Origin of the sequence: Mycobacterium sp. D16Q16 (assembly GCF_002013745.1) — a bacterium.
GTDB lineage: Bacteria > Actinomycetota > Actinomycetes > Mycobacteriales > Mycobacteriaceae > Mycobacterium.
Genome location: NZ_MAEY01000025.1, coordinates 36156 through 58179, shown reverse-complemented (window position 1 = coordinate 58179; position 22024 = coordinate 36156). Strand labels below are relative to the sequence as shown.

The following is a 22024-nucleotide window of genomic DNA, read 5'->3' as shown; positions in this document are numbered from 1 at the left end:
ATGGATGAGGGCGCCATCATCGAATACATCGTCACGACCTTCCCAGACCTTCAGCACGAGGTTGTGCAGGGCAACTGGTTCTTCTTCCGTGGCCCCGAACGCCAGATGCCCGTCATCACCCTGATGTCGAACGAGGCGTTCGACACGTACTCCGATCTGGGCCGGCCATCGGTGTACCGGCTCAACATCGGGGTCAGTGGTGACACCTTCGCCAAGGTCGTCGCGGGCCGCGGTGACGAATCGCCCGATGCCGACTACACCGCGTTCGACCGAGTTCTTCCCCACCCCGAATATGGCGGCGCCAAATGGGTATGCGTGGTCAACCCGGGTGAAGACACCTTCGGTGACGTGGTGCGTCCGCTGCTGACCGAGGCGTATACGCGCGGCCGCAGCGATTAGCCTTCGCTGACGTAAGCCCACAGATGGCGGGTGACGGCGGCCTCGCCAAGGGTGGGGAGAGTGAGCCCCTCGTTCTGGAAACCGTGCGCGGCGAGGGCGGCGATCAGGGGCTGGTCATCGGCGCGCGCCGCAACCACGATCCGCCTGGTCGAGGACGGGGTGTGCGTCAAGCGCCCGGCCATATCTGCGACAGTCGGGGTGAGCATGTCCTCGGCAGCACCAGGATGCGGTCTACTGATGAGCTCGGTGGTGGAGCTGCCCGGATCGACGGAAATCTCGACGTATCCCACAGTCTTACCCGAAAGATTTACTGCAACACGGCTATTCGTTGCGAATATGGCGCGCCGACCCCAGTTGCGCAGTTCGTAGTGGCCGCGTGCCGTGAGGTCGCGCCAGGAACCCCGGGTTCGGCATTCGGGTGTCCTGCTAGTTGCGTTGTCCGGGAGCGTGTCTCGCGTGTGCTGTAGCGCGGCCACGTTCTCTGGGGTATTGCTCTGAAACCAGATCTGATGATCGGTGGGCTTTCCGTCGTACGTGCGCAGCAGGCGGCACGTCTGCAGCTTCGACCAGCCCACGGCCTGGGCCAGGCGCTGCACCGGGACATTCTGGACCGCCAGCGGTGCCACCGCGTGCGGAACGTGAGGATTGGCCTCGAATCCGGCGATGATCAGCGATGCCTGCGCCCACATGGTGACCGTATGGGGAACGCCGGCGGTCCATGTCGATACCTCGGTGCCTCCCGTTCGCGGGTGCCGTCCCGCCATGGCGAGATGGCCCACCACGTGTTCACGGCCGCCATCGAGGTGTACGAGCAGACAAGAGACCCAGCCCTGTGCCGCGTCGGAGAGTGCCTGCTTCCAAGTATGGATCCACATGTATGGCGAATGCGCGGCCGACCACGTCATATCCGTGTGGCCGAACGCCGGTGCCAGCCGCTTCTCGTAGCGCAGGCTGGTTTCCCGCCACGACGCGCCATCGGAAAGCCGCGGCGCGCGCAACATGACCGTCATACCGTCGATTTCGACCGGCCCCAGGGATGGCGGGATGGGCCCATCGCTTGCACGCACCTCGGCAGGGTAGCGCACCGGGGCGGAGACGAATGGCGATTAATAGGCTACTGCGAGAAGGTGATTGCTGTGTACAGCGTGTCTATTTTGGATACGGACTCGCCAGCAGAGTCCACATCCGCAGGGAGGCACCGTGGTCGCCCAGGGTCGGTGGCGCGTCACCTTCGTCGATGAAACCAAACGCGGCGAGCCGATCCGCAAGGGTGCTGTCGACAGCACTGACCGCGATAACCGTCCGGCGCGACCGGTCAGGGCGAGCTGTCAGGTGGCTCGCGAGTGCGGACAACGCCGAAACGCGGGCGTCGTCTGATATCCGCGACTCGAATCGTGGCACTAATTCCGTTGTCGACGTACCAACGTCGGAATGGACGTCGATGGAACCGCCAGGTCGCGCGGCCACCGTCACCCGGTATCGGCCACGGCCGGCCGGCTCGATCTGTACCACTTCCCCACTGGCGGAGGGTATTTCGAATGCAGGCTCGGGCAGTGTGGTTCGCAGCGCGGTGCCGATCAGTTGACGGGTGCGGATCGCCGCGAATCGCGCCCACGCCACCAGATACTCGACATCCGGCCGGCGGGCCGCCGCAGGCGTGAAACGTGTTCTCGTGATGGGAATTTCCGAGAGTTGGTGCTTGACCCAATCTCGGTACTCGGCGGTGTTGGCGAGAATCCACATGTGGTGGTCCGATACCTGCCCGTCGTAGGGGCGCAGAGCTCGGCGGATCTGTAGCTGGTTCCAGCCCATGGACTGCGAGAACCTGTTTGCGCGCATATTCGATACGGCGGTCGGCGCCAGTGCGTGTGGGATGGCGGGGTTTCCCTCGAAAGCGGACAGCACCGTGGTCAACTGCGCCCACCTGCTCACGGCCGGAGGAACGTCGACGGCCCAGGTGGAGATTTCGGCGCCGCCGGTTCGTGGATCTGTTCCGGTCATCGAAAAATGGCCGACGATCGTTTCGCTGCCCTCATCGATCCTTACCAGCAGATATGAGACTCCTCCGGCACGCGCATCCGCACGAGCCGAGCGCCAGGTGTCCACCCAGATCACCGGTGAATGTGCACTCTCCCAGTCCATGTCATCACGGGTGAACGCCGGTGAGAGCCGTTCGGAGAAGGCCAACGCTGTCGTGCGCCAGGACGGACCGTCCGCGAGCCGTGGCGGCCGTAGCACCACCGTCACCCCGTCGATCGTGACGGGCCCCCGGTCCACTGACGACCGGGTTTGGGATTTGCTAGGCACTGAGTCAGGTTACAGGAGAAGAATTCGCTCCGCGATGGTCCTCAGGGGGCGGGCACCAGAACGAGCGGAACCCGCTTGGCACCAATGAGGCGATGTGACACCGATTGCCCGAGCAGTGCGTCCAATGCAGACGCCGGTCCTCCCCGCGGGCTGCCCAGGATGATCATCAGCGCCGCGTACTGCTGCGCCACGGCGAGAATCGCAGCGGTTGCGGGCCCATGGGCGCGGTGGTACTTCCACGCCACCTCCTGGCCGGAGAGCTCTTCCAGCGCCTCTGCCTCGGCGGCGGCAACCGCGGCGCCCGCCTGAGCTTCCCAACTATCCGTATCGGGATCCAGTGGTTCGTCGTCCATATCGAGGATGTGCACGACGTGTACGCACGCGCCCAGGCGCCGAGCCAGATCGATCCCGAAATGCAGCGCGGCAGTGCTCGGTGGGTATCTGTCCCATCCGACCACCAGATGCACATCGGGCTCATCGGTCACAGTGACATCCTCACGCCATCGACCACGCCAGCGCTAGTCCCGCGGCGCAGGCGCCGACGGCGCCCAGCAGCGTGCCGAACGTGTTGCACAGGGCGAGGGACCATTCACGCCGCTCGATGAGTCGCACCGATTCGACACTGGCGGTACTGAAGGTCGTATAGCCGCCGCAGAACCCGGTTCCCAGGACGGTCAGTAGTGCCGACGGCGAGTGGTGGAAGATCACCGCTCCCGCCAGTACACCGATGACGGCGGACCCGGTGAGATTGATGAGCAGCGTCGCCCAGGGGAACAGGTGGTTCCATCGATGTTTGATGGCGGAATCGACGACGAATCGCAACACCGCGCCCAGGGCACCGGCGAGTATCACGGCGATGACCGTCATGCCGACCCCCCCGAGTAGCGTGCGAGGGCTTGTGCGGCAGCGGCTATCCCGGCTATCGCGGCAGCCAAACCCGCGGCAACACTGACCAACGCGTACACGATCGCGATGCCCGAAAACCCGTTGCGGGCGAGTGTGCTGATCTCCAGCGCGAGTGCGCTGTAGGTGGTGAAGGCGCCGCAGACACCCGTTCCAAGAAACAACCGGGCGCGCTGGCGCCAACCGCCGTCGGGGCCCAGCAGCGTGAGGGTTTCCAAGAGCGCGCCGAGCACGAATGCTCCGGTCAGATTGACCGCGAATGTTCCCCAGGGCCACGATGCGCCGGAGGCCGGCCACATCTGCTCGAACCAGTAGCGCAGTCCGGTTCCGCACATGCCGCCGAGAAACACCCACAGCAGTGCGTATGGCCGCAGATGTAGGGGGCGCGGGAATTCCTCGCGTTGTCCACCTGTCACATTCGGCCCCATCGTGTTACGACTCATCAACACAGGAACTATCAGCCGTCAGTGGCGGTTCGGGACAACCCCCGGCGAGATCCATCGCGCGTGACGAATATAGCGCGCGGACCGTCAGTAGACGTCGCGGACGTAACGTTTCTCGGCGACGAGGCCCTTACGGAACTCGAGGGCCTCCTCGCCCGACAGCCGTCCGTGCTTCTGAGCGATCGTGAGCAACGCACCGTCGACGTCTTTGGCCATGCGGCTGGCATCACCGCACACGTAGAGGTGTGCGCCCTCGGCGAGCCACCGCCACATCTGTGCCCCCTGCTCCATCATGCGGTGCTGGACGTAGATGCGTTTCTGCTGGTCGCGCGAGAATGCGAGATCGAGTCGACGCAACGAGCCATCGCGCAGGAAGCCGTCTAACTCCTCGCGATAGTAGAAATGCTGCGTGCGGTGCTGGTCGCCAAAGAACAGCCAATTGGGCCCGGTGTGGCCGAGCGCTCGACGTTCCTGGAGGAACCCGCGGAAGGGGGCAATACCGGTGCCGGGGCCGATCATGATCATCGGTGTATCCGAGGTGCCGGGCGGGCGAAAGTGCGGTGATCGCTGCAGGAAGATCGGGACGGGAAGGGTCTGCGCGCGGTCGGCGAGGAAGGTCGATCCCACACCACCGCGGGCCGAGCCGTCCGGTCCGCGATACCGGACGATCGAAACCGTCAACGCGACGGACTTGGGACTGACCAGGGGGCTTGACGAGATTGAGTACTGGCGCGGGGTGAGTCTGATGAGCACCTGCTGCCACTCATCGATATCGGCGCGGATGGGAAATTCGTGAAGCACGTCGAGGGCATTGCGGCCCTGCAGCCACAGCTCACGCGCCGCGGTGTCGGGGCCGCGTAACAACTTGACGGCGGGTTTGTCGCCTCGTCGGTTGGCCACGAAGCGCAGCAGATCGTCGGTGACGCGGCATATGTCGTAATGACTGGCCAGCGCGGTGGCCAACGGGAGTTCACCCCCATCGATCGTGATCGGCATCTCTGCATCGAAACCTGTTGCCGCGAGCCAGCGTTGGACGTCTTCGTCCCGGTTTGTCGGATAGATCCCGAGTGCGTCGCCCACCGAGTAGTCGACATCGTGGCCGCTCAGATCGAACTCGATGCGCCGCACTTCCTTGCCGGATCCCGGCGCCGACAGAACCTCGTTGTGTGACAATGCAGCCAGGATGGGTGCGTTGCGGGTGAACATTTCCGGCGCGGCAGTCGGCATCCCGTCGCTGCGCAATCGCTTGACCGCCTCCGTGCTGGCGGCGGTTCCTTCCCCGATTGCCTCCAACAGGTCCGCGGTCCACGACGCGATCAGCGATCGATCGGCGGCCTCGCCGTCCACCCGGCCGAGTACCGGGGTGGCACCGAGCTCATGCAACCGGGCGTCGAGTGCCTTCGCATGGCCGCAGAAATCCGCATACGCACGGTCACCGAACCCCAGCACCGCGTACCGCAGGTGATTGAGGGGTTTTGTCTCCCCGGAGAGCGTCGACCAGAATCGCGCGCCGTTATCGGGTGGCCCACCCTCGCCGAAGCTGCTGGCGATGAGCACCGCCGTGCGAACCTCACCGAGATCGGCGGGATCGCATTCGTCCATCGCGGTGATCGTCGCGGAGATCCCCGCCGTCGCCAACAGCGTGTGCACCGAGGTGGCTGCGGTCTCTGCGTTGCCGGTCTGCGAGGTCCACAGAATTGCTATGTCCCCCAGCGCTTGTGCGTGCGAGTCGGTCGCGGTATCGACAATTGTCCGCCCCGTCGGGCGCAGCGCGACGGCGCTGATCTTGAACTCGGGTTGCAGCGAATCCGGGTCGACGGCGTCGTTGGTCACCGCGTTGATCGCCAGACCTGGCCCCTGCGCGTCATTCCAGTGGAAGGGGGCGAAGCAGCTGCCACGCTTGGTTCTGTCGCTGATGATCGCGGGCAGCTCGGCACTGCCGCGGCGCGAAACGATTTCGATGACATCGCCCTCGACGATCCCCAGGGTCGCGGCGTCGTGCGGGTGAATCTCCACAAAGGGTGACGGATGCAGCCTGTCGAGGGACTTGATGCGGCCAGTCTTGGTGAGAGTGTGCCAATGATGTTGTAAACGACCGGTATTCAGGATCATGGGGTATCCATCGCCCGCCAGTTCCGCGGGATCGCGGTGCGCACGGGCGTGGAATACCGCCCGGCGAGACGGTGTGGGGAACGCCAGCCGCGGCATGGTGCCGTTCTCATCGACGTACAGGTCCTGGCTGATTCCGTCATTCAGGTAGCGAATCGGATGGCGATCGCCCGCATTCCCGGGTGGGCACGGCCATTGCACCGGCCCCTGCCGCAACCGGGCATAACTCACACCGCGCATGTCATATCCGGTGCGTGGATTCCAGAACGCGCGGATCTCCTCGAAGATCTCCTCGCTCGAGGAGTAGTCGAACGCATCGCCGAACCCCATCGCGGTGGCGACGTCGCAGATCAAACGCCAGTCGGGTTGGGCATCACCGGGAGCGTCGGCGACCCGGTTGGTCAGCGTCGCCGTGCGCTCCGAGTTGACCGATACGCCATCGGATTCGGCCCACAGAGCGGCGGGCAGCAGTACGTCCGCGTATTCGTTGGTGGCTGTGGCCAGGAAAGCGTCCTGGGCGATCACCAGCTCGGCCCGTTGTAGACCTTCGATGACGTTCTGCCGATTAGCCACCGAGGCAACCGGATTCGTGCAGATAATCCAACATGCCTTGACGTTTCCCGCGGCCATCTGCGCGAACATGTCGACCGTTCCGGCGCCGAAGTCGGTGCGGAGGGATCCGGGCGCCAGGTCCCATTGCCTTTCGACAAAGTCTCGATCGGTGGCGGATTTCACCGACCGCTGGCCCGGCAGACCCGGGCCCATGTAGCCCATTTCCCTGCCGCCCATCGCATTGGGCTGTCCGGTCAACGAGAACGGTCCGCTACCGGGGCGACAAATTGCCCCGGTGGCCAGGTGCATATTGCAGATGGCATTGGTGTTCCAGGTGCCATGGGTGCTCTGGTTGAGGCCCATGGTCCACAAGGTCATCCATTCGCGCGCCTCCCCGATCCACCGGGCCGCGGTGCGGATGTCGTCCTCGGCCAGCCCGGTGATCGCCGCCACCACCGGCGGCGCGTAGCCGGCGAGGAACTCCGGCATTCCGGCCCAGCCCTCGGTGTGCTGGGCGATGAATTCGGAGTCGATGTCACCGTTTTCGACGAGCAGATGCAACAGCCCATTGAGCAGAGCCAAGTCTGTTCCCGGGCTGATCTGCAGGAACAGATCGGCGCGTTCGGCAGTGGCGGTGCGGCGTGGGTCGACCACGATCAACCGTGCTCCGCTGCCGAGTCGGTCGGCCATGCGCAGGAACAGAATCGGATGGCAGTCGGCCATGTTCGCGCCGATGACAAGGAACAGGTCGCTCTGCTCGATATCGGAGTACGACCCCGGGGGCCCATCAGCCCCCAATGATTGTGTGTATCCGGTGCCGGCACTTGCCATGCAGAGACGAGAATTCGATTCGATCTGTGTGGTGCGGATGTAACCCTTCGCGAGCTTGTTGGCGAGGTACTGCGCCTCCAGGCTCATCTGACCGGATACGTACAGCGCGATCGCATCGGGTCCGTGGGTGTCGAGGATGTGGCGTAACCGCCGGCCCGCCTCGGCGGTTGTCGCCGCCAGCGGCGCGGGAACAGGCTCCTGTCCGCGGCCGTGACGAACATATGCCGTTGTCATGCGTCCGTCGGCGGCCATCAGCTGGGCATGGGTGGCGCCTTTGGTGCACAGGCGGCCGTGGTTGCTCGGGTGCAGAGCATCGCCCTCCACGGTGGCGATGGTGACCAAACCTGCCGAACTCGTGTCGGCGCGCACGACCACACCGCAGCCGACACCGCAATACGAGCAGGCGGCGCGGCGCGCGGTGGACTGCGCGCTCAGTTCGATCACCCCGTCATGGTGAGGCACGCAGATTCCCGAATTCTTCCGCCGAGGTTATGCGGCTGTCACGGCGTCCTCACCGCAAGGACCTATCGTGCGTGAGGTGGCGGGCTCATCTGCGGCGTGTCGTTAGAGCACCGGCAAACCGGGTGTTCCACTAGCATCGGCAGCGGGTCGACGCTCGTTTCCTCAGTACCGATACTCGAAGGAGCTAGACATGGTGTTGAACATCATTTGGATGATCATTCTTGGCCTGATCGTTGGCTGGATCGCCCGATTGATCGTGCCCGGCAAGGAGAACTTCGGCTGGATCGTGACAGCGTTGCTGGGCATCGTCGGCGGCTACGTCGGCGGCACGCTGGGCAGTCTGGTGTTCGCCCCACACAAGTTCACGGTGACCCCGCCGATCAATCACGCTTTCCTGGGTGCGTTGGTGGGCGCGGTGATCCTGCTGGTGGTCTACAAGTTCAGCGCGGGAAAAACTAAGAGCTAGTCAGCGCGGCCGGGACTCCGCCGGCGGGGCATGGAAATGCCGACAGCGCATTGGCCGCATTGCCCACGCTGATCGCGTGGGCAATGCGGATCCGATCTTCACCGATAGCTCCACGGCGTTGGCCACTTTCCTGCGGTCCGAGGCACCAGTGGGGTGCCGCGGTGCGCTCGAATCACGGAATCAATCACTGTGGGCAGAACTGATCGAGAGCTAGACGGGAACCCCAGGCGCCGGCGGCGCCGCAGGAGCTGCCGGGGGCGCGGGCTGCCCCGGAGCGGCCGGCTCCGGAGCCGGTGCGCCGGGTGCCGCGGGAGCCGGTGGGGGCGGCGGCTGGTTGGGATCGGCCGGCGGTGGCGGCGGCTGGTTGGGATCCGCGGGCGGAGGTGCCGGCTGGTTCGGATCGGCGGGCTGCCCGGCCGAAGGCGTGGCAGGAGTGGGCGGGGTCCACGGGCGAACCGAGTCGGTCAGGGCCTTGGCCACGCCCTTGTCCACCGGTGATGCCGCCGTGCCGAGCCACACGATGAACCAACGATCCTTGCCCTTGCCCACGGCCGCGGCCCAGATCTGACCGGGCTCCTTGGCGGCGTCATCGAATTTGACCTCGTAGTACGAGGACGCCGCGGGCATGCCCGCGACCTCGAAGCTCTGATCCTCCTGGTTGACGCGGTTACCCGGGTACGGCATGAAAAACTCGCCCATATCCGACGCCAGCCGGCGGGCGGCCTTCTGGTTATCGGGCTCGGCACCCGCGAAGAGCTTGAGGTCGAGGCGACCGAGCAGGATGCTTCCGTTCGGTGCCGCCGGATTGGTCAGCAGCGCCGATCCGTAGGTGAGCCTGCGTGCATCCGACTGTGTCCAGCCTTGGGGCACAACGTAACTAAAGCCGCCTTGGTCATTGTTGACGCGTCCCCCATCCGCCGGCGCACCGGGTGCGGGCGCACCGGGCGGGACCGGCGTCGCGGGCGCGGGCGTGCCGGGTGGAGGTGACGCCGGTGGTGCCGTCACCGTTGTCGGAGTCTCCGGATTGGGTGCCGGTTGACCGGGAGCCGGTGGTGCGGGCGGCGGCGGTGCGTCAGTTGTCACCAGGTGGATATCCGCTGTGCGTACCGACGCCGGCGCCTGACTGGCCGGTCCGGCGACGAGGGTGATGGCCCCTGCCCCTGACAGCGAAGCGACCGCGATGGCGGCCGCCATCACTCGTGCCTGTTGCGCCCGCTTGCCCGCCGATGTTGCCCGTGGTTGCTGCATGTCCATGAACGTACCGTTTTGTCCTGCACGTGCAAGCGTAACCGGCAATCGGCGCGCCCGATTTACCGACAGCTGCCAGTGGCGCCACTTCGCGACCATTCGATGCGGTGGCAAGGGGTTTGGCTGACCAGAGGCAAACATAGGTTTCCTTTCAAAGGCTACCGAAATCCACGTCCCCAGCTATTGCGCCGCCTGAATGACGACCTCATGAGCCTTCACGGCAAAGTATGCCGACGCCTCGGGTGCCAGCTTGAGTTCTGCCGCGGCGGCCGCGGTGATATGTGCCGTGAATATCGCGGCTCCGGCAGACGCCGTTACAACCACGGTGTCCGCATGGGCGCTCAACGTCGTTACCGACACGGCGATGACGTTGCGTGGGCTACCCCCTGGTGGGGACAGATGCACACCGACGGCACGCGGCCCAAACACTGCGATGGCGCGCTGGCCCCGCGCGGGACTACCGGTGCCGGACCACACACCATGGAGGACAAGGTCGCCGACGCGCAGCGCACCGTCCTCGTCCATGGTGCCGTCGAGGAGGTTCACTCCCGCGAATCGGGCGCCAAACTGGCTGGTCGGCCGGGCCAAGACGGTGGTGGTTTCCCCCAGCTCGGCGATTCGGCCGGAGTCCAGCACCATCACACGGTCGGCGATGGCGACCGCATCCATGATGTCGTGGGTCACGATCAGCGCGCTCTGTCCGTCGCGGCCCAGCACCCGCCCGAGCAGTGCCCGGATGGCCGGGGCGCTCTCGGCATCGAGACCGGACAGAGGCTCGTCGAGCAGCACCAGCTCGGGCTCGGTGGCCAGCGCGCGGGCGATGGCCACCCGCTGTGCCTGTCCCCCGGACAGTTGACCGGGTCGGCGTGCTGCGAGATCGCGCGCGCCGACCGAATCCAGCCAGTGATCACGCGTGCCGGGCACCGCTTCACGGTGCAGTCCGCGCATCCCGAACTCGACGTTGCGTGCGACCGTCAGGTGGGGAAACAACAACGCTTCCTGCAGCAGAAGCGCGGTCCGACGGCGGTGCGTGGGCACGAAAGTGGCAGTGGCACAGTTCGTCAGCACGTGGTCGCCGAGCCATATCTCACCGGAGTCGGGTCGCAACAGTCCGGCGATGATCCCGAGCAACGTGGACTTACCCGCCCCGTTGGGGCCGACGATCGCCACCGTCTCTCCGGGTGCAACGGTGAATGTGGCCCGGACTCCACGTCCGGAATGGCCTGCGTCGAATCGGAGTTCACTCATCGCCGCCACCCGCCCGGGCGCCAGGTCCGTGCCCCAACGACGGCCAGGACAACCGCTGCCACCGCCACCAATAGCAGCGAAAGCGCGACGGCCGATTGCGCATCGGATTCGCGCTGCAGATAGATCTCCAGCGGCAGGGTGCGCGTGACGCCCTGCCGTGAACCCGCGAACGTCAAAGTGGCACCGAATTCACCCAGTGAGCGTGCGAAGGCCAGCACCGTGCCCGACATCAGCGCCGGCATCACCAGTGGCAGCGATACGCGACGCAGCACGGTGGTCGGCGGTGCCCCCAAGCTGGCCGCCACGTGGTCATAGCGCTCCCCCGTCGTGACCAGCGCACCCTCGAGGCTGATGACGAGAAACGGCAGCGATACGAAGGTCTGCGCCAGCACCACGGCGGAGGTCGAAAAAGCTATCCGGATTCCCGCCGTGTCCAGGTAGTGCCCAAGCAGCCCCAGCTTGCCGAAGGCATACAGCAGTGCGATACCGCCGACGACCGGTGGCAGCACCAGGGGCAGCAGAATCAACGGGCGCAGCAGCCGGGTCAGCCAACCCGGCCCGCGAGCCAACACAATGGCCAGCGGTACCCCAAGTAACAGACACAGCGTTGTGCTTGCGAGGCATGTCCGGAGGCTCAGCGCCAGAGCCGCCCGCGAGGCGGGGCTCGTGACCAGCGCCGGGAACTGCGCCCAGTCGGCCTTCACCACGAGTGCCAGCAATGGCAGCACGATGAGCCCCGCGCCGATGGCCGCCGGCAGATAGACCCACCGCGGCAGACCGGGCGCCGGCGTCACGGCGCGGAGAACCCCGCCGCCGCCAGAGTCTTGTGTCCAACGTCCCCGGTGACGGTTTCGATGAACTGGTTCGCACGTTCCGGATTGCGTGAATTCGCGGTCACCGCAATGGGATAGGTGTTGACGATGGACCGTGCTTCGGGGAACCCGACGGCGGTGACCTTGTTACCGGCGGCCTTGGCATCGGTGACGTACACCAGACCGGCGTCGGCTTGTCCCGCGATCACTTTGTTGAGCACGTCGGTCACCGAGGACTCCTCGCTGACCGGATTCAAGTGCACTCCAGTCTCTTTGGACGCAGTGGCGGTGGCCGCACCGCACGGTACCTGCGGTGCGCACACCACCACGTCGAGTCCCGGGCGCGCCAGGTCGGCAAAGGTGGCGATGCCCTTCGGATTACCCGGGGCGGCGACGATCGTCAGCGTGTTGGCGGCGAAGTCGACGGGATTGATGACCGTGTGCGCTTTCCACGCCTTATCCATATTGGCCGAGTCCGCGGTGGCGAGCACATCGGCCTCGGCGCCCTGAGTCAGCTGCGTGACCAGGTCCGAGGAGCCTGCGAAGGTGAACTCGACCGTGGTTCCGGCGTGGGTGGACTCGAACGACTTCCCAATCTCGGTGAACGCCTTGCGCAGCGACGCGGCGGCCAGCACATGCAACCGGACGGAGGCGGCCCCCGGACCTGTCGACGAGCCCGTTGCGCTGTCAGCGGGTGCCGATCGCGATCCGCAGCCGGCCATGGCCAGCGAACCCGTGAAAAGAACCGCGACGAGAAGTTTCCATGCTCTGCTGGTCACCACCACGACCCTAGCGGTCGCTGGGCCGATACGCGGTGGTCAAGGGTATTGCTACCGTCCAGTAATATTGGGCGTCAAACCCGTGCGACCCGGCTGCCAAATCCGGGGTATGAGGTCCGGGTTGTGTCACGATCAAGCTGATCAGGCCTGGCTTCAGGTGCGGATTGGTAAGGCTTTCAGGAAGGTAAGGAAGGTACCGCCATGGACGTACTGGTAACCGGAGCGGTTAACGAGGTCGGCCGGGCGGTGGCTGCGGAGTTCCGCAACGCCGGCCATCGGGTCGTCATCACCGGCCCCAACGCGGACGAGCTGGAGATCGCCGCCAAGGAACTCGAGGTCGACGCCATCGTGTGCGACAACTCCGACCCCGACAGCCTCGAGGAGAACCTCGAGCTGTTCCCCCAGCACCTTGACGCCATCGTCAACATCCCCAACCCGGTCTGGAGCGAGCCCGGCCCGCATCTGGGCACCCTCACCGACACCGGAGAGGCCTGGCTGTCGCGGTACGAGTCCAGCGTCCTGACCGCCGTGCTGACGGTGCAGGCCATCGGAGACCACCTGCGTTCCGGCGCGGCCATCGTCAACCTGTGCACATTGGGCACTCGCGACCGATCGGGCGCAACCACTGCCGCCAAGGCCGCACTCTCGGCGTGGACCGCCGAGCAGGCCGAGCGGATGGGCACCCGCGGGATCACCATCAACACCATCGCGCCCGGGCAGTCGGCCGAGGCCAATTACGACGGACTCGACAGGGCCGAGGATGCACAGGATCTGGTCGGCGCCGAGATCGCCCGGCTGGCCTTGTTCCTCACCAGCCCCCAGGCACGTCACATCACCGGTCAGACCCTGCACGTCAGCCGCGGCGTTCCGGCCGGCGTCAGCTAATCTGGAGCTGGAGTGCACTCCAGCTCCAGATCTTCGAATTGCCTTGCGGGGCAAGACAGTAATGCCGCATCAGCGGATCGCGCGTAGGCTGGCCGAGTGACCATTCGGCTCGGATATCAGATCCCCAATTTCTCCTACGGCACCGGCGTGTCCGAACTCTTTCCCACCGTCGTCAACCAGGCGCGCGAGGCGGAGGCGTCGGGTTTCGACACCGTCTTCCTGATGGATCACTTCTATCAGCTGCCCATGATCGGCACCCCTGATCAGCCGATGCTGGAGGCCTACACCGCCCTGGGGGCACTGGCGAGTGCCACCAGCACCATTCAGCTGTCCACGCTGGTCACCGGCAATACCTACCGAAACCCGGCCCTGCTCGCCAAGGCCGTCACCACACTCGATGTGGTCAGCGGTGGACGCGCGATCCTGGGTATCGGCGCGGGATGGTTCGAGCTGGAACACCAGCAGCTCGGGTTCGAATTCGGCACGTTCACCGACCGCTTCGAGCGGCTGAGCGAGGCGCTCGAGATCATTCCACCCATGCTCCGCGGCGAGCGCCCCACCTTCAAAGGCAAGTACTACCGCACCGAGACAGCGCTGAACGAACCGCGGATCCGTCCGCACATACCGATCATGATCGGCGGCAGCGGCGAGAAGAAAACGTTCGGCCTGGCGGTGAAGTACGCCGATCACCTGAATCTGCTCAGCGCACTGGACGAGATCCCGCACAAGTTGTCGGTGCTGAGGCAGCGCTGCGAGGAGGCGGGGCGCGACCCGGCCACGCTGGAGACCTCGGCCTTCTTCTCGGTGTTCATCGACGACGACTCGGCGACAGCCTGGAAACTGGCTGCCGAACAGCTACGCAAAAACGGCCTTGACCTGGAGACCCTGCCCGAGGATGTCCGGGCACAGGTGCTCGGACGCACCCTGGTGGGTAGCCCGGAGGAAATCGCCGAGCAGGTGCAAACCCGGGTTCTCGATCAGGGAATCGACTCCGTCACCCTCAACGCCACCGCCAACGGGCACGTCCCCGGCGTGGTGGAGCTGATCGGCAACACTCTTCGCCCGCTGTTCAAGGACTAGTCGGACGGATTCGGTCTCTATCGCGCGATCCTTCGGCAGGATGTGGGATATGGACGCGCCGTTCAGCTTGAAACCCGCCGCTTCCGCGGTGGCGGCACTTCTTCCCGGGGTATCGGACGATGCGCTGGACAACTCGACCCCCTGTGCCGAGCTCACGGTCCGTGCGCTGCTGAATCACCTACTGGGTCTGTCGATGGCCTTCCGGTACGTCGTCCACCCCGAGGAAGCCGCGGCTCTCGGGGTGGACCTCTCCGGCCCGTCGTTCTCGGAGGACCTTGATCCACAGTGGCGGACCTTATTGCCGCAACGTCTCGCCGACCTCGTCGAGACCTGGGCGCGGCCCCGGTCCTGGGACGGAGAGTCGACCATCGCGGGAACCGTCATGCCCAATGACCAGGTGGCAATGGTGGCCCTCGACGAACTGGTACTGCACGGCTGGGATTTGGCGGCGGCGACCGGGCAGCCGTTCGACCTACCCGTGGGCACCGATCCGGGCCTGTACGGGTTCATCAGTGCGCTCGCTTCCGACAGCGGAATTCCCGGTTTGTTCGGTCCGCAGCGGCCCATTTCCCCGGGTGCCCCACAGTTCGATCACATGCTCGCCATGTCGGGACGTGATCCAGGCTGGCGACCACAGGACGTGTGAGATATTTCGCTAAACTAACTGACGCGACGTGAGGGGAAATCCCGACTACGGTTGGGGTGTTGCACCAAGTGTCAGACAAGGTGAATAACCCCAGTTGAGACACCATTCGATGAGGAGTGATCGATGAGCACGACACCAGACGCCGCCAGCTCTGCGGCGCCTGTCGAGGCCAATCCGAAGCCCAAGATCAAGGACGCGCTGACACCGAAACACCGGGTCGTCATCATCGGGTCCGGGTTCGGGGGCCTGACCGCCGCGAAGACACTCAAACGTGCCAACGTCGACGTCACGCTGATCGCACGCACCACTCACCACTTGTTCCAGCCGCTGCTGTACCAAGTGGCCACCGGGATCATCTCCGAAGGCGAGATCGCTCCCCCGACGCGGCAGATCTTGAAGGACCAGGACAACGCCCAGGTCGTTCTCGGCGATGTCACGAGCATCGACCTGGAGAACCAGGTGGTCCACTCCTCGCTACTGGGGCACGACTACTCCACGCCCTACGACAGCCTGATCGTCGCCGCGGGCGCGGGTCAGTCCTACTTCGGCAACGACCACTTCGCCGAGTGGGCCCCGGGCATGAAGTCCATTGACGACGCTCTCGAGCTGCGCGGTCGCATCCTGGGTGCCTTCGAACAGGCCGAGCGCTCCAGCGATCCCGTACGGCGCCGCAAGCTCATGACCTTCACCGTGGTGGGTGCCGGTCCGACCGGCGTCGAGATGGCCGGGCAGATCGCCGAGCTGGCCAACGAGACCCTCAAGGGCACCTTCCGGCACATCGACCCGACCGATGCGCGGGTAATCCTGCTCGATGCCGCGACGGCGGTGCTGCCGCCCTTCGGTCCGAAGCTGGGAGACAAGGCGCGCAAGCGTTTGGAGAAGCTGGGCGTTGAAATCCAATTGGGTGCCATGGTCACCGATGTGGACCGCAACGGCCTGACCGTCAAGCACTCCGACGGCACCGTTGAACGCATCGAGTCCTGGTGCAAGGTGTGGTCGGCAGGTGTGTCCGCGAGCCCCCTGGGCAAGAACTTGGCCGAGCAGTCGGGTGTCGAGCTGGACCGTGCCGGACGCGTAAAGGTCGGTGCCGACCTGTCGATTCCGGGTCACCCGAACGTCTTTGTGGTCGGCGACATGATGGCGGTCGACGGCGTGCCCGGAGTCGCTCAGGGGGCCATTCAGGGTGGGCGCTATGCGGCCAAGCAGATCAAGGCCGAGCTGAAGGGGCGTAGCTCCGCAGAACGCCCCCCGTTCAAGTTCTTCGACAAGGGTTCGATGGCCACCGTGTCGCGGTACAGCGCGGTGTGCAAGATCGGCCGGTTGGAGTTCAGCGGGTTCATCGCGTGGGTCATGTGGTTGGCGCTGCACCTCGTCTACCTGGTTGGGTTCAAGAACCGGCTGGTGACGCTGATCCTGTGGTCCATCGCCTTCGTGACGCGCTCGCGTGGGCAGATGGCGATCACCGAACAGCAGGCCTGGGCGCGCACACGTCTGGATCAGCTTGAGGAGCTCGTCGCGGAGAAGAACGGCGACGATGAAGAGATCGCACAGCCGGAAGAGGAAAAGGCCGCGAGCTAGTCGGGGTTAGCCGGGCGGAAGACGCCGCCCCTGCCACGTGAGCAGGGTGGCGTCGCCCGCGAGGCGCAGCACGGTGGCGTCAACCGGACCGGACTGAGCGGAATCATTTGCGGGGTAGCGTAATTCGCTGATCAGTGCCAGCGGGCAGCCCAATTCGTCATCGGTCACCGATCCGGCCCCGAGTTCTACGCGGTGCCGCAGCAGCGGGCGATCGTCGATATCCGCGTCGAGCTGGCCACTCCAGAATCCCGACGACTCCCCTGCTCTGCCGATCTGCACGCGCTCACGCAGGCGCAGGCTCGCATCGACCGATCCGCGAACGGTGACGTGCGAGTGGTGGGAGGCGTTGGCCGCCACGATGGTGGGCGCAGGGTCCAGATCCAGGCTGCCAGCCACCGAACAGTCCCAGGCCATCCAGGACTGGAGGGTATCGCGGCCGGGCAGGGCCACCGCGGCCGCCACGGACCGCACCTTCAACAGCACCCCTTCGCCGACCTCGATGCGTACCGAGATCTCGTCGCCACCAAGCGGACTCGCCGCCACTCCGACCAGGTGCACGGTGTCGGCGTCGGTGAGTCGGCCCTGCAGGCTGCCGGAACAGCGCAACCGTGGGAGTCGGCCCTTTTCCGCAATGATCTCGACGTCAGTGCGCATGGTCCAGATGGTGCCGCACCCACGCCAGTACTTCGGCGGCCGTCGGGTCCTCGGTCAGCGAGATCATCGCGGTTGGCCGGCCGTCGCGCACGGCCGCCGCATCACGGGCCATCACGCCCAGATCGGCCCCCACCATGGGAGCAAGATCAGTCTTGTTGATGACCAACAAGTCCGAGAAGGTAACGCCGGGGCCGCCTTTGCGTGGCACCTTATCGCCGCCGGCGACGTCGACCACGAAGATCTGCACGTCGATCAGGCCCGAGGAGAAGGTGGCCGTCAGGTTATCGCCGCCCGATTCGACGAGGATGAGGTCGAGTGGATCATTGGTGGCGATGAGGTCCTCGATGGCATCCAGGTTCGCGGTGATGTCGTCGCGGATCGCGGTGTGTGGGCAGCCGCCGGTCTGCACCGCGGTGATGCGCTTATCGGGAAGCACCGCATGGCGGCGCAGGAAGTCGGCGTCCTCGGTGGTGTAGATGTCGTTGGTCAGCACCGCCACCGAGATCTCGTCACGCAGCGTGCGGCACAGCGCGGCAACCAGCGCCGTCTTACCGGATCCCACCGGCCCGCCGATCCCGATGCGCAGCGGCTCCCCCGGTTGACGGACCCGACGCGGCCTGTCGATGTGCTGATGGGGCTGGCCGTCGAGGAGGTGCGGTGGCATGTTGATCCAATCGTGGTTGTGCGTGTAGACCTAAAAACTACGAAACAAACAGCGGGCGTTCGCGTTTAACATGCTGCTCGGCGAGCACATCCAGGAGCGGGTCCGACAGGCAGGCCAGCCCGGAGCTGGCCAGTGTCGCGGTCTCCTCGCATAGGCCCGTCAGGGCCATGGTGCCGACCGCCACCTCCGCCGGGTCCAGAGCCAGCAGTCGCTGTCCTGCCGTGGCAGATCCGGTCAATGTCGTGTACACGACGACGAGGGCGATATCGCGGCCTGATAAACCCGCTGCCACTCCAATGATGCCGTACACCACGGCCAGATGTGGCTGCCGGCCGTGCGCACGCCAATCGATGTGCGGCCAGACACTCCCGGCGAGGCGCTTGAGTCCCCGGCCCTGAGCGCGGGAGGCGTCTCGCGCGGCCTGCGACAGGGTACGTGCGTCCGTTTCGGCATCTGCTCGCACCGGATCCAGCTGCCCGGATGCTATGGCCGCAGCGATGGACGCCGCGACAAGGCCATGAGTTCGGATACGCCGCTGCAGATAGGCATTGAGCGTCGCACCGTCCCGCACGAGGCCCTGTGTGACGGCCTCCTCCACCCCGCCGGAATGCACATGCGAACCGGTCGGCAATCGGGAATCGGCCAGCGACAGCAGCAGAGCTGTTGTCGCGGACGCATCGGTGGACCCCATCAGAACAGGAAGTACCGTTGCGCCATGGGCAGTTCGGTGGCCGGTTGTTCCTGCCACACCTCGCCGTCGATACGTACGGTGAAGGTATCTGGATCGACTCGGATATCAGGCATCGCGTTGTTCAAGGGCAGGTCGGCCTTGCCGCGATGGCGGACATTGCGGGTGGGAACCAGTCTGCGCCGCAGCGCAAGCCGCGCGGCGAGGTCGTCCTCGATGGCCGTCGGTGAGACGAAATGCACGGCCAAGCCCGGTGCCACATTGGGCATGGCGCCGAACATGGGCCGCGGCAGCACGGGTTGCGGGGTGGGAATGGAGGCATTGGCGTCACCCATGGCCGCCCACGCGATGGCACCGCCCTTGATGACGACATGCGGCCGGACCCCGAAGAACGCCGGTTCCCACAGCACCAGATCGGCCAGCTTGCCGACCTCGATGGAACCCAGCTCATGATCGATGCCGTGGGTAATCGCCGGGCAGATGGTGTATTTCGCGACATACCGGCGGACGCGGTTGTTGTCGTTGCCCTTGGCTCCGGCCGGGTCGCCTTCCAGCGCACCGCGGCGCTTCTTCATGACGTGCGCGGTCTGCCAGGTGCGCATCACCACTTCGCCGATGCGCCCCATGGCCTGGCTGTCACTGCCGATCATCGAGATAGCGCCGATATCGTGCAGTAGATCCTCGGCCGCGATCGTGGATGGGCGAATCCGGCTCTCGGCGAAGGCAAGATCCTCCGGGACAGCCGCGTTGAGATGGTGGCAGACCATGAGCATGTCGAGATGCTCGTCGAGGGTGTTGACGGTGTGCGGGCGCGTGGGGTTGGTGGAGCTGGGCATCACGTTCGGGTGACTGGCCACGGTAATGATGTCGGGAGCATGCCCGCCGCCCGCACCCTCGGTGTGGTAGGCGTGGATCGCGCGTCCCGCGATCGCCTCCAGAGTGCCTTCGACAAAACCTGTTTCGTTCAGGGTGTCCGAATGCAGGGCGACCTGAACATCCGCCTCATCCGCGACGCGCAGGCAGGCATCGATCACCGCGGGCGTGGTGCCCCAGTCCTCATGCAGCTTGAAACCCGCCGCCCCGCCGCGCAATTGCTCCCACATGGATTCGGGGTTGACGGTGTTGCCCTTGCCCAGCAGCAGCACGTTCACGGGCCATCTGTCGAGTGCTTGCAGCATGCGGCCCAGATGCCATGCGCCGGGTGTCACCGTGGTGGCCTTACTGCCCTCAGCGGGGCCAGTGCCACCACCGATCATGGTGGTGATGCCACCGCCGATGGCCTCGTCGACCAGCTGCGGACAGATGAAATGGACGTGACAGTCGATGCCGCCCGCCGTGACGATCCGGTCATTGCCGGCGATGATCTCGGTGGACGGGCCGACGATCAGCTGGGGATGGACCCCGTCCATGATGTCCGGATTGCCGGCCTTGCCGATGCCGACGATTCGGCCATCGCGAATGCCGATGTCGGCCTTGACGATTCCCCAGTGGTCGATGATGACAGCGCCGGTGATGACGGTGTCGGGTGCTCCGTCGGCACGGGTGAGGCGGCTCTGCCCCATCGACTCGCGCAGCACCTTGCCGCCGCCGAAGACTGCCTCGTCGCCCGCTAAACCCGGACCGCCACAGCGATCTTCGGTGATCTCGATGATCAGATCGGTATCGGCCAACCGGATACGGTCACCGGTCGTCGGTCCGTACAGCTTGGCGTAATGCTCCCGCGATAGCCGGGTCATGCGGGGTCACCGCCATCCAGCCGTCCCGGGGCGTCCAGTGTCAGTCCGTGCACTTCGCGGCGACCGCGTAAGGGCACCAGCCGAACCTTCTGGGCGACACCGGGTTCAAAGCGAACCGCGGTGCCCGCCGGAATGTGTAAGCGGTGCCCGTGCGCGGCTTCCCGGTCGAAGTCGAGTGCCGGGTTTGACTGGGGGAAGTGGACGTGACTGCCCACCTGCACCGGGCGGTCCCCGGTGTTGACGACGTCGAGCTCGATGACGGTCGCTCCCGCGTTGAGTTCGATAGCGTCTGCTGCGAAGAGGTATTCGCCAGGAATCATGTGGCTCATCCGATCGGGTGGTGCACGGTGACGAGCTTCGTGCCGTCAGGAAACGTTGCCTCCACCTGGACGTCCGGGATCATCTCGGGTACCCCGTCCATCACATCGTCACGCCCGAGAACTTCGCGGCCACTGGCCATCAATTCCGAGACGGTGCGGCCGTCACGGGCACCTTCGAGGAGATGATCGGTGATGATCGCGATCGCTTCGGGATGGTTGAGGCGCAGGCCTCGGGATTGGCGGCGGCGCGCCAATTCCGCCGCATACGAGATGAGCAGCCGTTCCTGCTCGTGCGGGGTCAATCGCATAGGGGGCGATCCTGCCATGATCCGGGCTGCCTGGCACTTTCACAGACGTTGCACAGGCCGTGGTGAGTTTTGCAGTGCGCTGTCGATCGCGAATGCAACAATCTCCCCGAGCTCGCTGTGTATGTGGAGTCGATCAGGAGGGTGCACATGCGGTATGGAATGACGTTGGGGTGCGTGGTGTCGGCCACGGTGCTGATGGCCGGGTGCACTCAACCCAGCGAGGGGATCAAGCCGGTGGCCGCGCCGTCCACCACTACGGCGGACATGCCGATGACTGCGGGCACCTCGGCGCCCCAGTCCGTCCCCACCACCACAAAGGCCCCCGCACCACCACCGCTGGTGGTCACCCCGGACAAGATCGAATCGATCCTGGGCTCGCGCGCCGACGTCGGAAAGGTTCTGGGCACCACGCTGGAGTTCGACCAAAACCGTTCGTCACCGCCGACAGACACGGTGACCGGCCCACCTGATTGCACGAACCTGGACCATCCACGGGCCGGGCAATTGGGGTCCGAATGGACCACCTACCGCTGGAATTACTACCGCGAGACCAAGGACCGAACCTCGTACATCGTCGGACAGGTGGCGGTTCTGTACCCCACACGCGAGGAGGCCGCCGCGGCGTTCGCGCAGGCATATCCGGCCTCAGCATTCAAGACCTGCCAGGGTGCGGAACTCACCGTGCTGGATCAGCACTGGAAGATCAGCAGCCTGGCGCCAACCTCTGCTACCTCGGCCACATGGGCTCAGTTGCAGACCACGGAGAGCTCGCCATGGCACTGCTTCTTCGATTTCCGCACCAAGAACAACGTGCTCTTCGGGGGGTATCTGTGCCAGTACGGCGACGGCGTTCCCGGCGTGACGACCATTACCGATCGGATCGCCGCATGGATCCCACAGTGAAAG

The 22024-nt window shown here is 65.4% G+C and carries 24 protein-coding genes and 1 riboswitch; of the genes, 8 read left to right on the top strand and 16 right to left on the bottom strand.

Translation table 11 applies throughout. The features are described 5' to 3' along the window. The gene (locus B4394_RS21735) at window positions 1-399 is read left to right on the top strand and encodes a DUF6194 family protein (protein WP_078316255.1); all 399 of its coding nucleotides are present in this window, start codon (window positions 1-3) and stop codon (window positions 397-399) included. Here the strand turns inward: B4394_RS21735 and B4394_RS21730 are convergent. The 6 genes from B4394_RS21730 to B4394_RS21705 form a co-directional block, all read right to left on the bottom strand. After that, a complete protein-coding gene (locus B4394_RS21730; protein ID WP_139360368.1) occupies window positions 396-1466 on the bottom strand; it encodes a GNAT family protein in 1071 nt (356 codons plus the stop codon). The genes B4394_RS21735 and B4394_RS21730 overlap by 4 nt on opposite strands. Before the next feature lie 82 nt (window positions 1467-1548). After that, window positions 1549-2706, bottom strand: coding sequence for a GNAT family N-acetyltransferase (locus tag B4394_RS21725; protein WP_078316253.1), 1158 nt, complete (start codon window positions 2704-2706; stop codon window positions 1549-1551). 41 nt (window positions 2707-2747) lie between these two features. Beyond that, complete coding sequence (locus tag B4394_RS21720) at window positions 2748-3191, bottom strand: universal stress protein (RefSeq protein ID WP_078312825.1); 444 nt, start codon at window positions 3189-3191, stop codon at window positions 2748-2750. A gap of 10 nt (window positions 3192-3201) precedes the next feature. Then, entirely contained in the window at window positions 3202-3573 is a 372-nt protein-coding gene (locus tag B4394_RS21715; RefSeq protein WP_078316252.1) for a fluoride efflux transporter FluC, read from the bottom strand. Continuing rightward, on the bottom strand, window positions 3570-4037 hold the full coding sequence (locus B4394_RS21710) for a fluoride efflux transporter FluC (protein WP_139360367.1): 468 nt from the start codon (window positions 4035-4037) through the stop codon (window positions 3570-3572). Before B4394_RS21710 ends, B4394_RS21715 begins: the two co-directional genes overlap by 4 nt. 13 nt (window positions 4038-4050) lie before the next feature. Further along, window positions 4051-4123: riboswitch (Fluoride riboswitch) on the bottom strand. Between the two features lie 16 nt (window positions 4124-4139). Next, window positions 4140-7988, bottom strand: a complete 3849-nt coding sequence (locus B4394_RS21705) for a bifunctional nitrate reductase/sulfite reductase flavoprotein subunit alpha (RefSeq protein WP_078316251.1) — start codon at window positions 7986-7988, stop codon at window positions 4140-4142. A gap of 208 nt (window positions 7989-8196) precedes the next feature. Between B4394_RS21705 and B4394_RS21700 the strand changes: the two genes are divergently transcribed. Together B4394_RS21700 and B4394_RS25520 are read left to right on the top strand one after the other, a co-directional pair. Beyond that, entirely contained in the window at window positions 8197-8472 is a 276-nt protein-coding gene (locus tag B4394_RS21700; RefSeq protein ID WP_078316250.1) for a GlsB/YeaQ/YmgE family stress response membrane protein, read from the top strand. A 76-nt stretch (window positions 8473-8548) separates the two neighbouring features. Then, the gene (locus tag B4394_RS25520) at window positions 8549-8686 is read left to right on the top strand and encodes a hypothetical protein (protein ID WP_176138360.1); all 138 of its coding nucleotides are present in this window, start codon (window positions 8549-8551) and stop codon (window positions 8684-8686) included. Here B4394_RS25520 and B4394_RS21695 read toward each other — a convergent pair. From B4394_RS21695 to modA, 4 genes are all read right to left on the bottom strand, one after another. Then, window positions 8683-9720, bottom strand: coding sequence for an APA family fibronectin-binding glycoprotein (locus B4394_RS21695; RefSeq protein ID WP_078316298.1), 1038 nt, complete (start codon window positions 9718-9720; stop codon window positions 8683-8685). The genes B4394_RS25520 and B4394_RS21695 overlap by 4 nt on opposite strands. A 180-nt stretch (window positions 9721-9900) precedes the next feature. Then, window positions 9901-10968, bottom strand: a complete 1068-nt coding sequence (locus B4394_RS21690) for a sulfate/molybdate ABC transporter ATP-binding protein (RefSeq protein WP_078316297.1) — start codon at window positions 10966-10968, stop codon at window positions 9901-9903. Continuing rightward, a complete protein-coding gene (locus B4394_RS21685; RefSeq protein ID WP_078312829.1) occupies window positions 10965-11762 on the bottom strand; it encodes an ABC transporter permease in 798 nt (265 codons plus the stop codon). The genes B4394_RS21690 and B4394_RS21685 overlap by 4 nt, the downstream gene beginning before the upstream one ends. Continuing rightward, window positions 11759-12502, bottom strand: coding sequence for a molybdate ABC transporter substrate-binding protein (gene modA / locus B4394_RS21680; RefSeq protein WP_212566669.1), 744 nt, complete (start codon window positions 12500-12502; stop codon window positions 11759-11761). Before modA ends, B4394_RS21685 begins: the two co-directional genes overlap by 4 nt. A 258-nt stretch (window positions 12503-12760) precedes the next feature. Here modA and B4394_RS21675 point away from each other — a divergent pair, with 258 nt between their 5' ends. The 4 genes from B4394_RS21675 to B4394_RS21660 all read left to right on the top strand — a co-directional run bounded on the left by B4394_RS21675 (window position 12761) and on the right by B4394_RS21660 (window position 16748). After that, the gene (locus tag B4394_RS21675; protein ID WP_078316249.1) at window positions 12761-13444 is read left to right on the top strand and encodes an SDR family oxidoreductase; all 684 of its coding nucleotides are present in this window, start codon (window positions 12761-12763) and stop codon (window positions 13442-13444) included. Between the two features lie 96 nt (window positions 13445-13540). Then, window positions 13541-14524 (top strand): LLM class F420-dependent oxidoreductase, encoded by a 984-nt coding sequence (locus B4394_RS21670; RefSeq protein WP_078316248.1) that lies wholly within the window; start codon window positions 13541-13543, stop codon window positions 14522-14524. A gap of 49 nt (window positions 14525-14573) precedes the next feature. Beyond that, window positions 14574-15170, top strand: coding sequence for a TIGR03086 family metal-binding protein (locus B4394_RS21665; RefSeq protein WP_078312833.1), 597 nt, complete (start codon window positions 14574-14576; stop codon window positions 15168-15170). Window positions 15171-15293: 123 nt separating this feature from the next. After that, window positions 15294-16748 carry an NAD(P)/FAD-dependent oxidoreductase gene (locus B4394_RS21660; RefSeq protein ID WP_139360365.1) on the top strand — a complete coding sequence of 485 codons (1455 nt, stop codon included), beginning with the start codon at window positions 15294-15296 and terminating at the stop codon, window positions 16746-16748. A gap of 6 nt (window positions 16749-16754) precedes the next feature. Here the strand turns inward: B4394_RS21660 and B4394_RS21655 are convergent, their stop codons facing one another. From B4394_RS21655 to B4394_RS21630, 6 genes are read right to left on the bottom strand one after another with little or no spacing between them, the layout of a single operon-like run. Further along, window positions 16755-17402, bottom strand: coding sequence for an urease accessory protein UreD (locus B4394_RS21655; protein ID WP_078316247.1), 648 nt, complete (start codon window positions 17400-17402; stop codon window positions 16755-16757). Further along, complete coding sequence (ureG, locus tag B4394_RS21650) at window positions 17392-18066, bottom strand: urease accessory protein UreG (RefSeq protein WP_078312835.1); 675 nt, start codon at window positions 18064-18066, stop codon at window positions 17392-17394. Before ureG ends, B4394_RS21655 begins: the two co-directional genes overlap by 11 nt. Window positions 18067-18103: 37 nt before the next feature. Next, the gene (locus tag B4394_RS21645; protein ID WP_078316246.1) at window positions 18104-18757 is read right to left on the bottom strand and encodes an urease accessory protein UreF; all 654 of its coding nucleotides are present in this window, start codon (window positions 18755-18757) and stop codon (window positions 18104-18106) included. Then, window positions 18757-20490, bottom strand: coding sequence for an urease subunit alpha (locus B4394_RS21640; protein WP_078316245.1), 1734 nt, complete (start codon window positions 20488-20490; stop codon window positions 18757-18759). Before B4394_RS21640 ends, B4394_RS21645 begins: the two co-directional genes overlap by 1 nt. Continuing rightward, window positions 20487-20810, bottom strand: a complete 324-nt coding sequence (locus tag B4394_RS21635; protein WP_078312838.1) for an urease subunit beta — start codon at window positions 20808-20810, stop codon at window positions 20487-20489. Before B4394_RS21635 ends, B4394_RS21640 begins: the two co-directional genes overlap by 4 nt. Before the next feature lie 5 nt (window positions 20811-20815). Then, window positions 20816-21118, bottom strand: coding sequence for an urease subunit gamma (locus tag B4394_RS21630; protein ID WP_030097951.1), 303 nt, complete (start codon window positions 21116-21118; stop codon window positions 20816-20818). Between the two features lie 147 nt (window positions 21119-21265). Here B4394_RS21630 and B4394_RS21625 point away from each other — a divergent pair, with 147 nt between their 5' ends. Beyond that, window positions 21266-22021 carry a sensor domain-containing protein gene (locus B4394_RS21625; RefSeq protein WP_078312839.1) on the top strand — a complete coding sequence of 252 codons (756 nt, stop codon included), beginning with the start codon at window positions 21266-21268 and terminating at the stop codon, window positions 22019-22021. Window positions 22022-22024 lie beyond the last annotated feature (3 nt).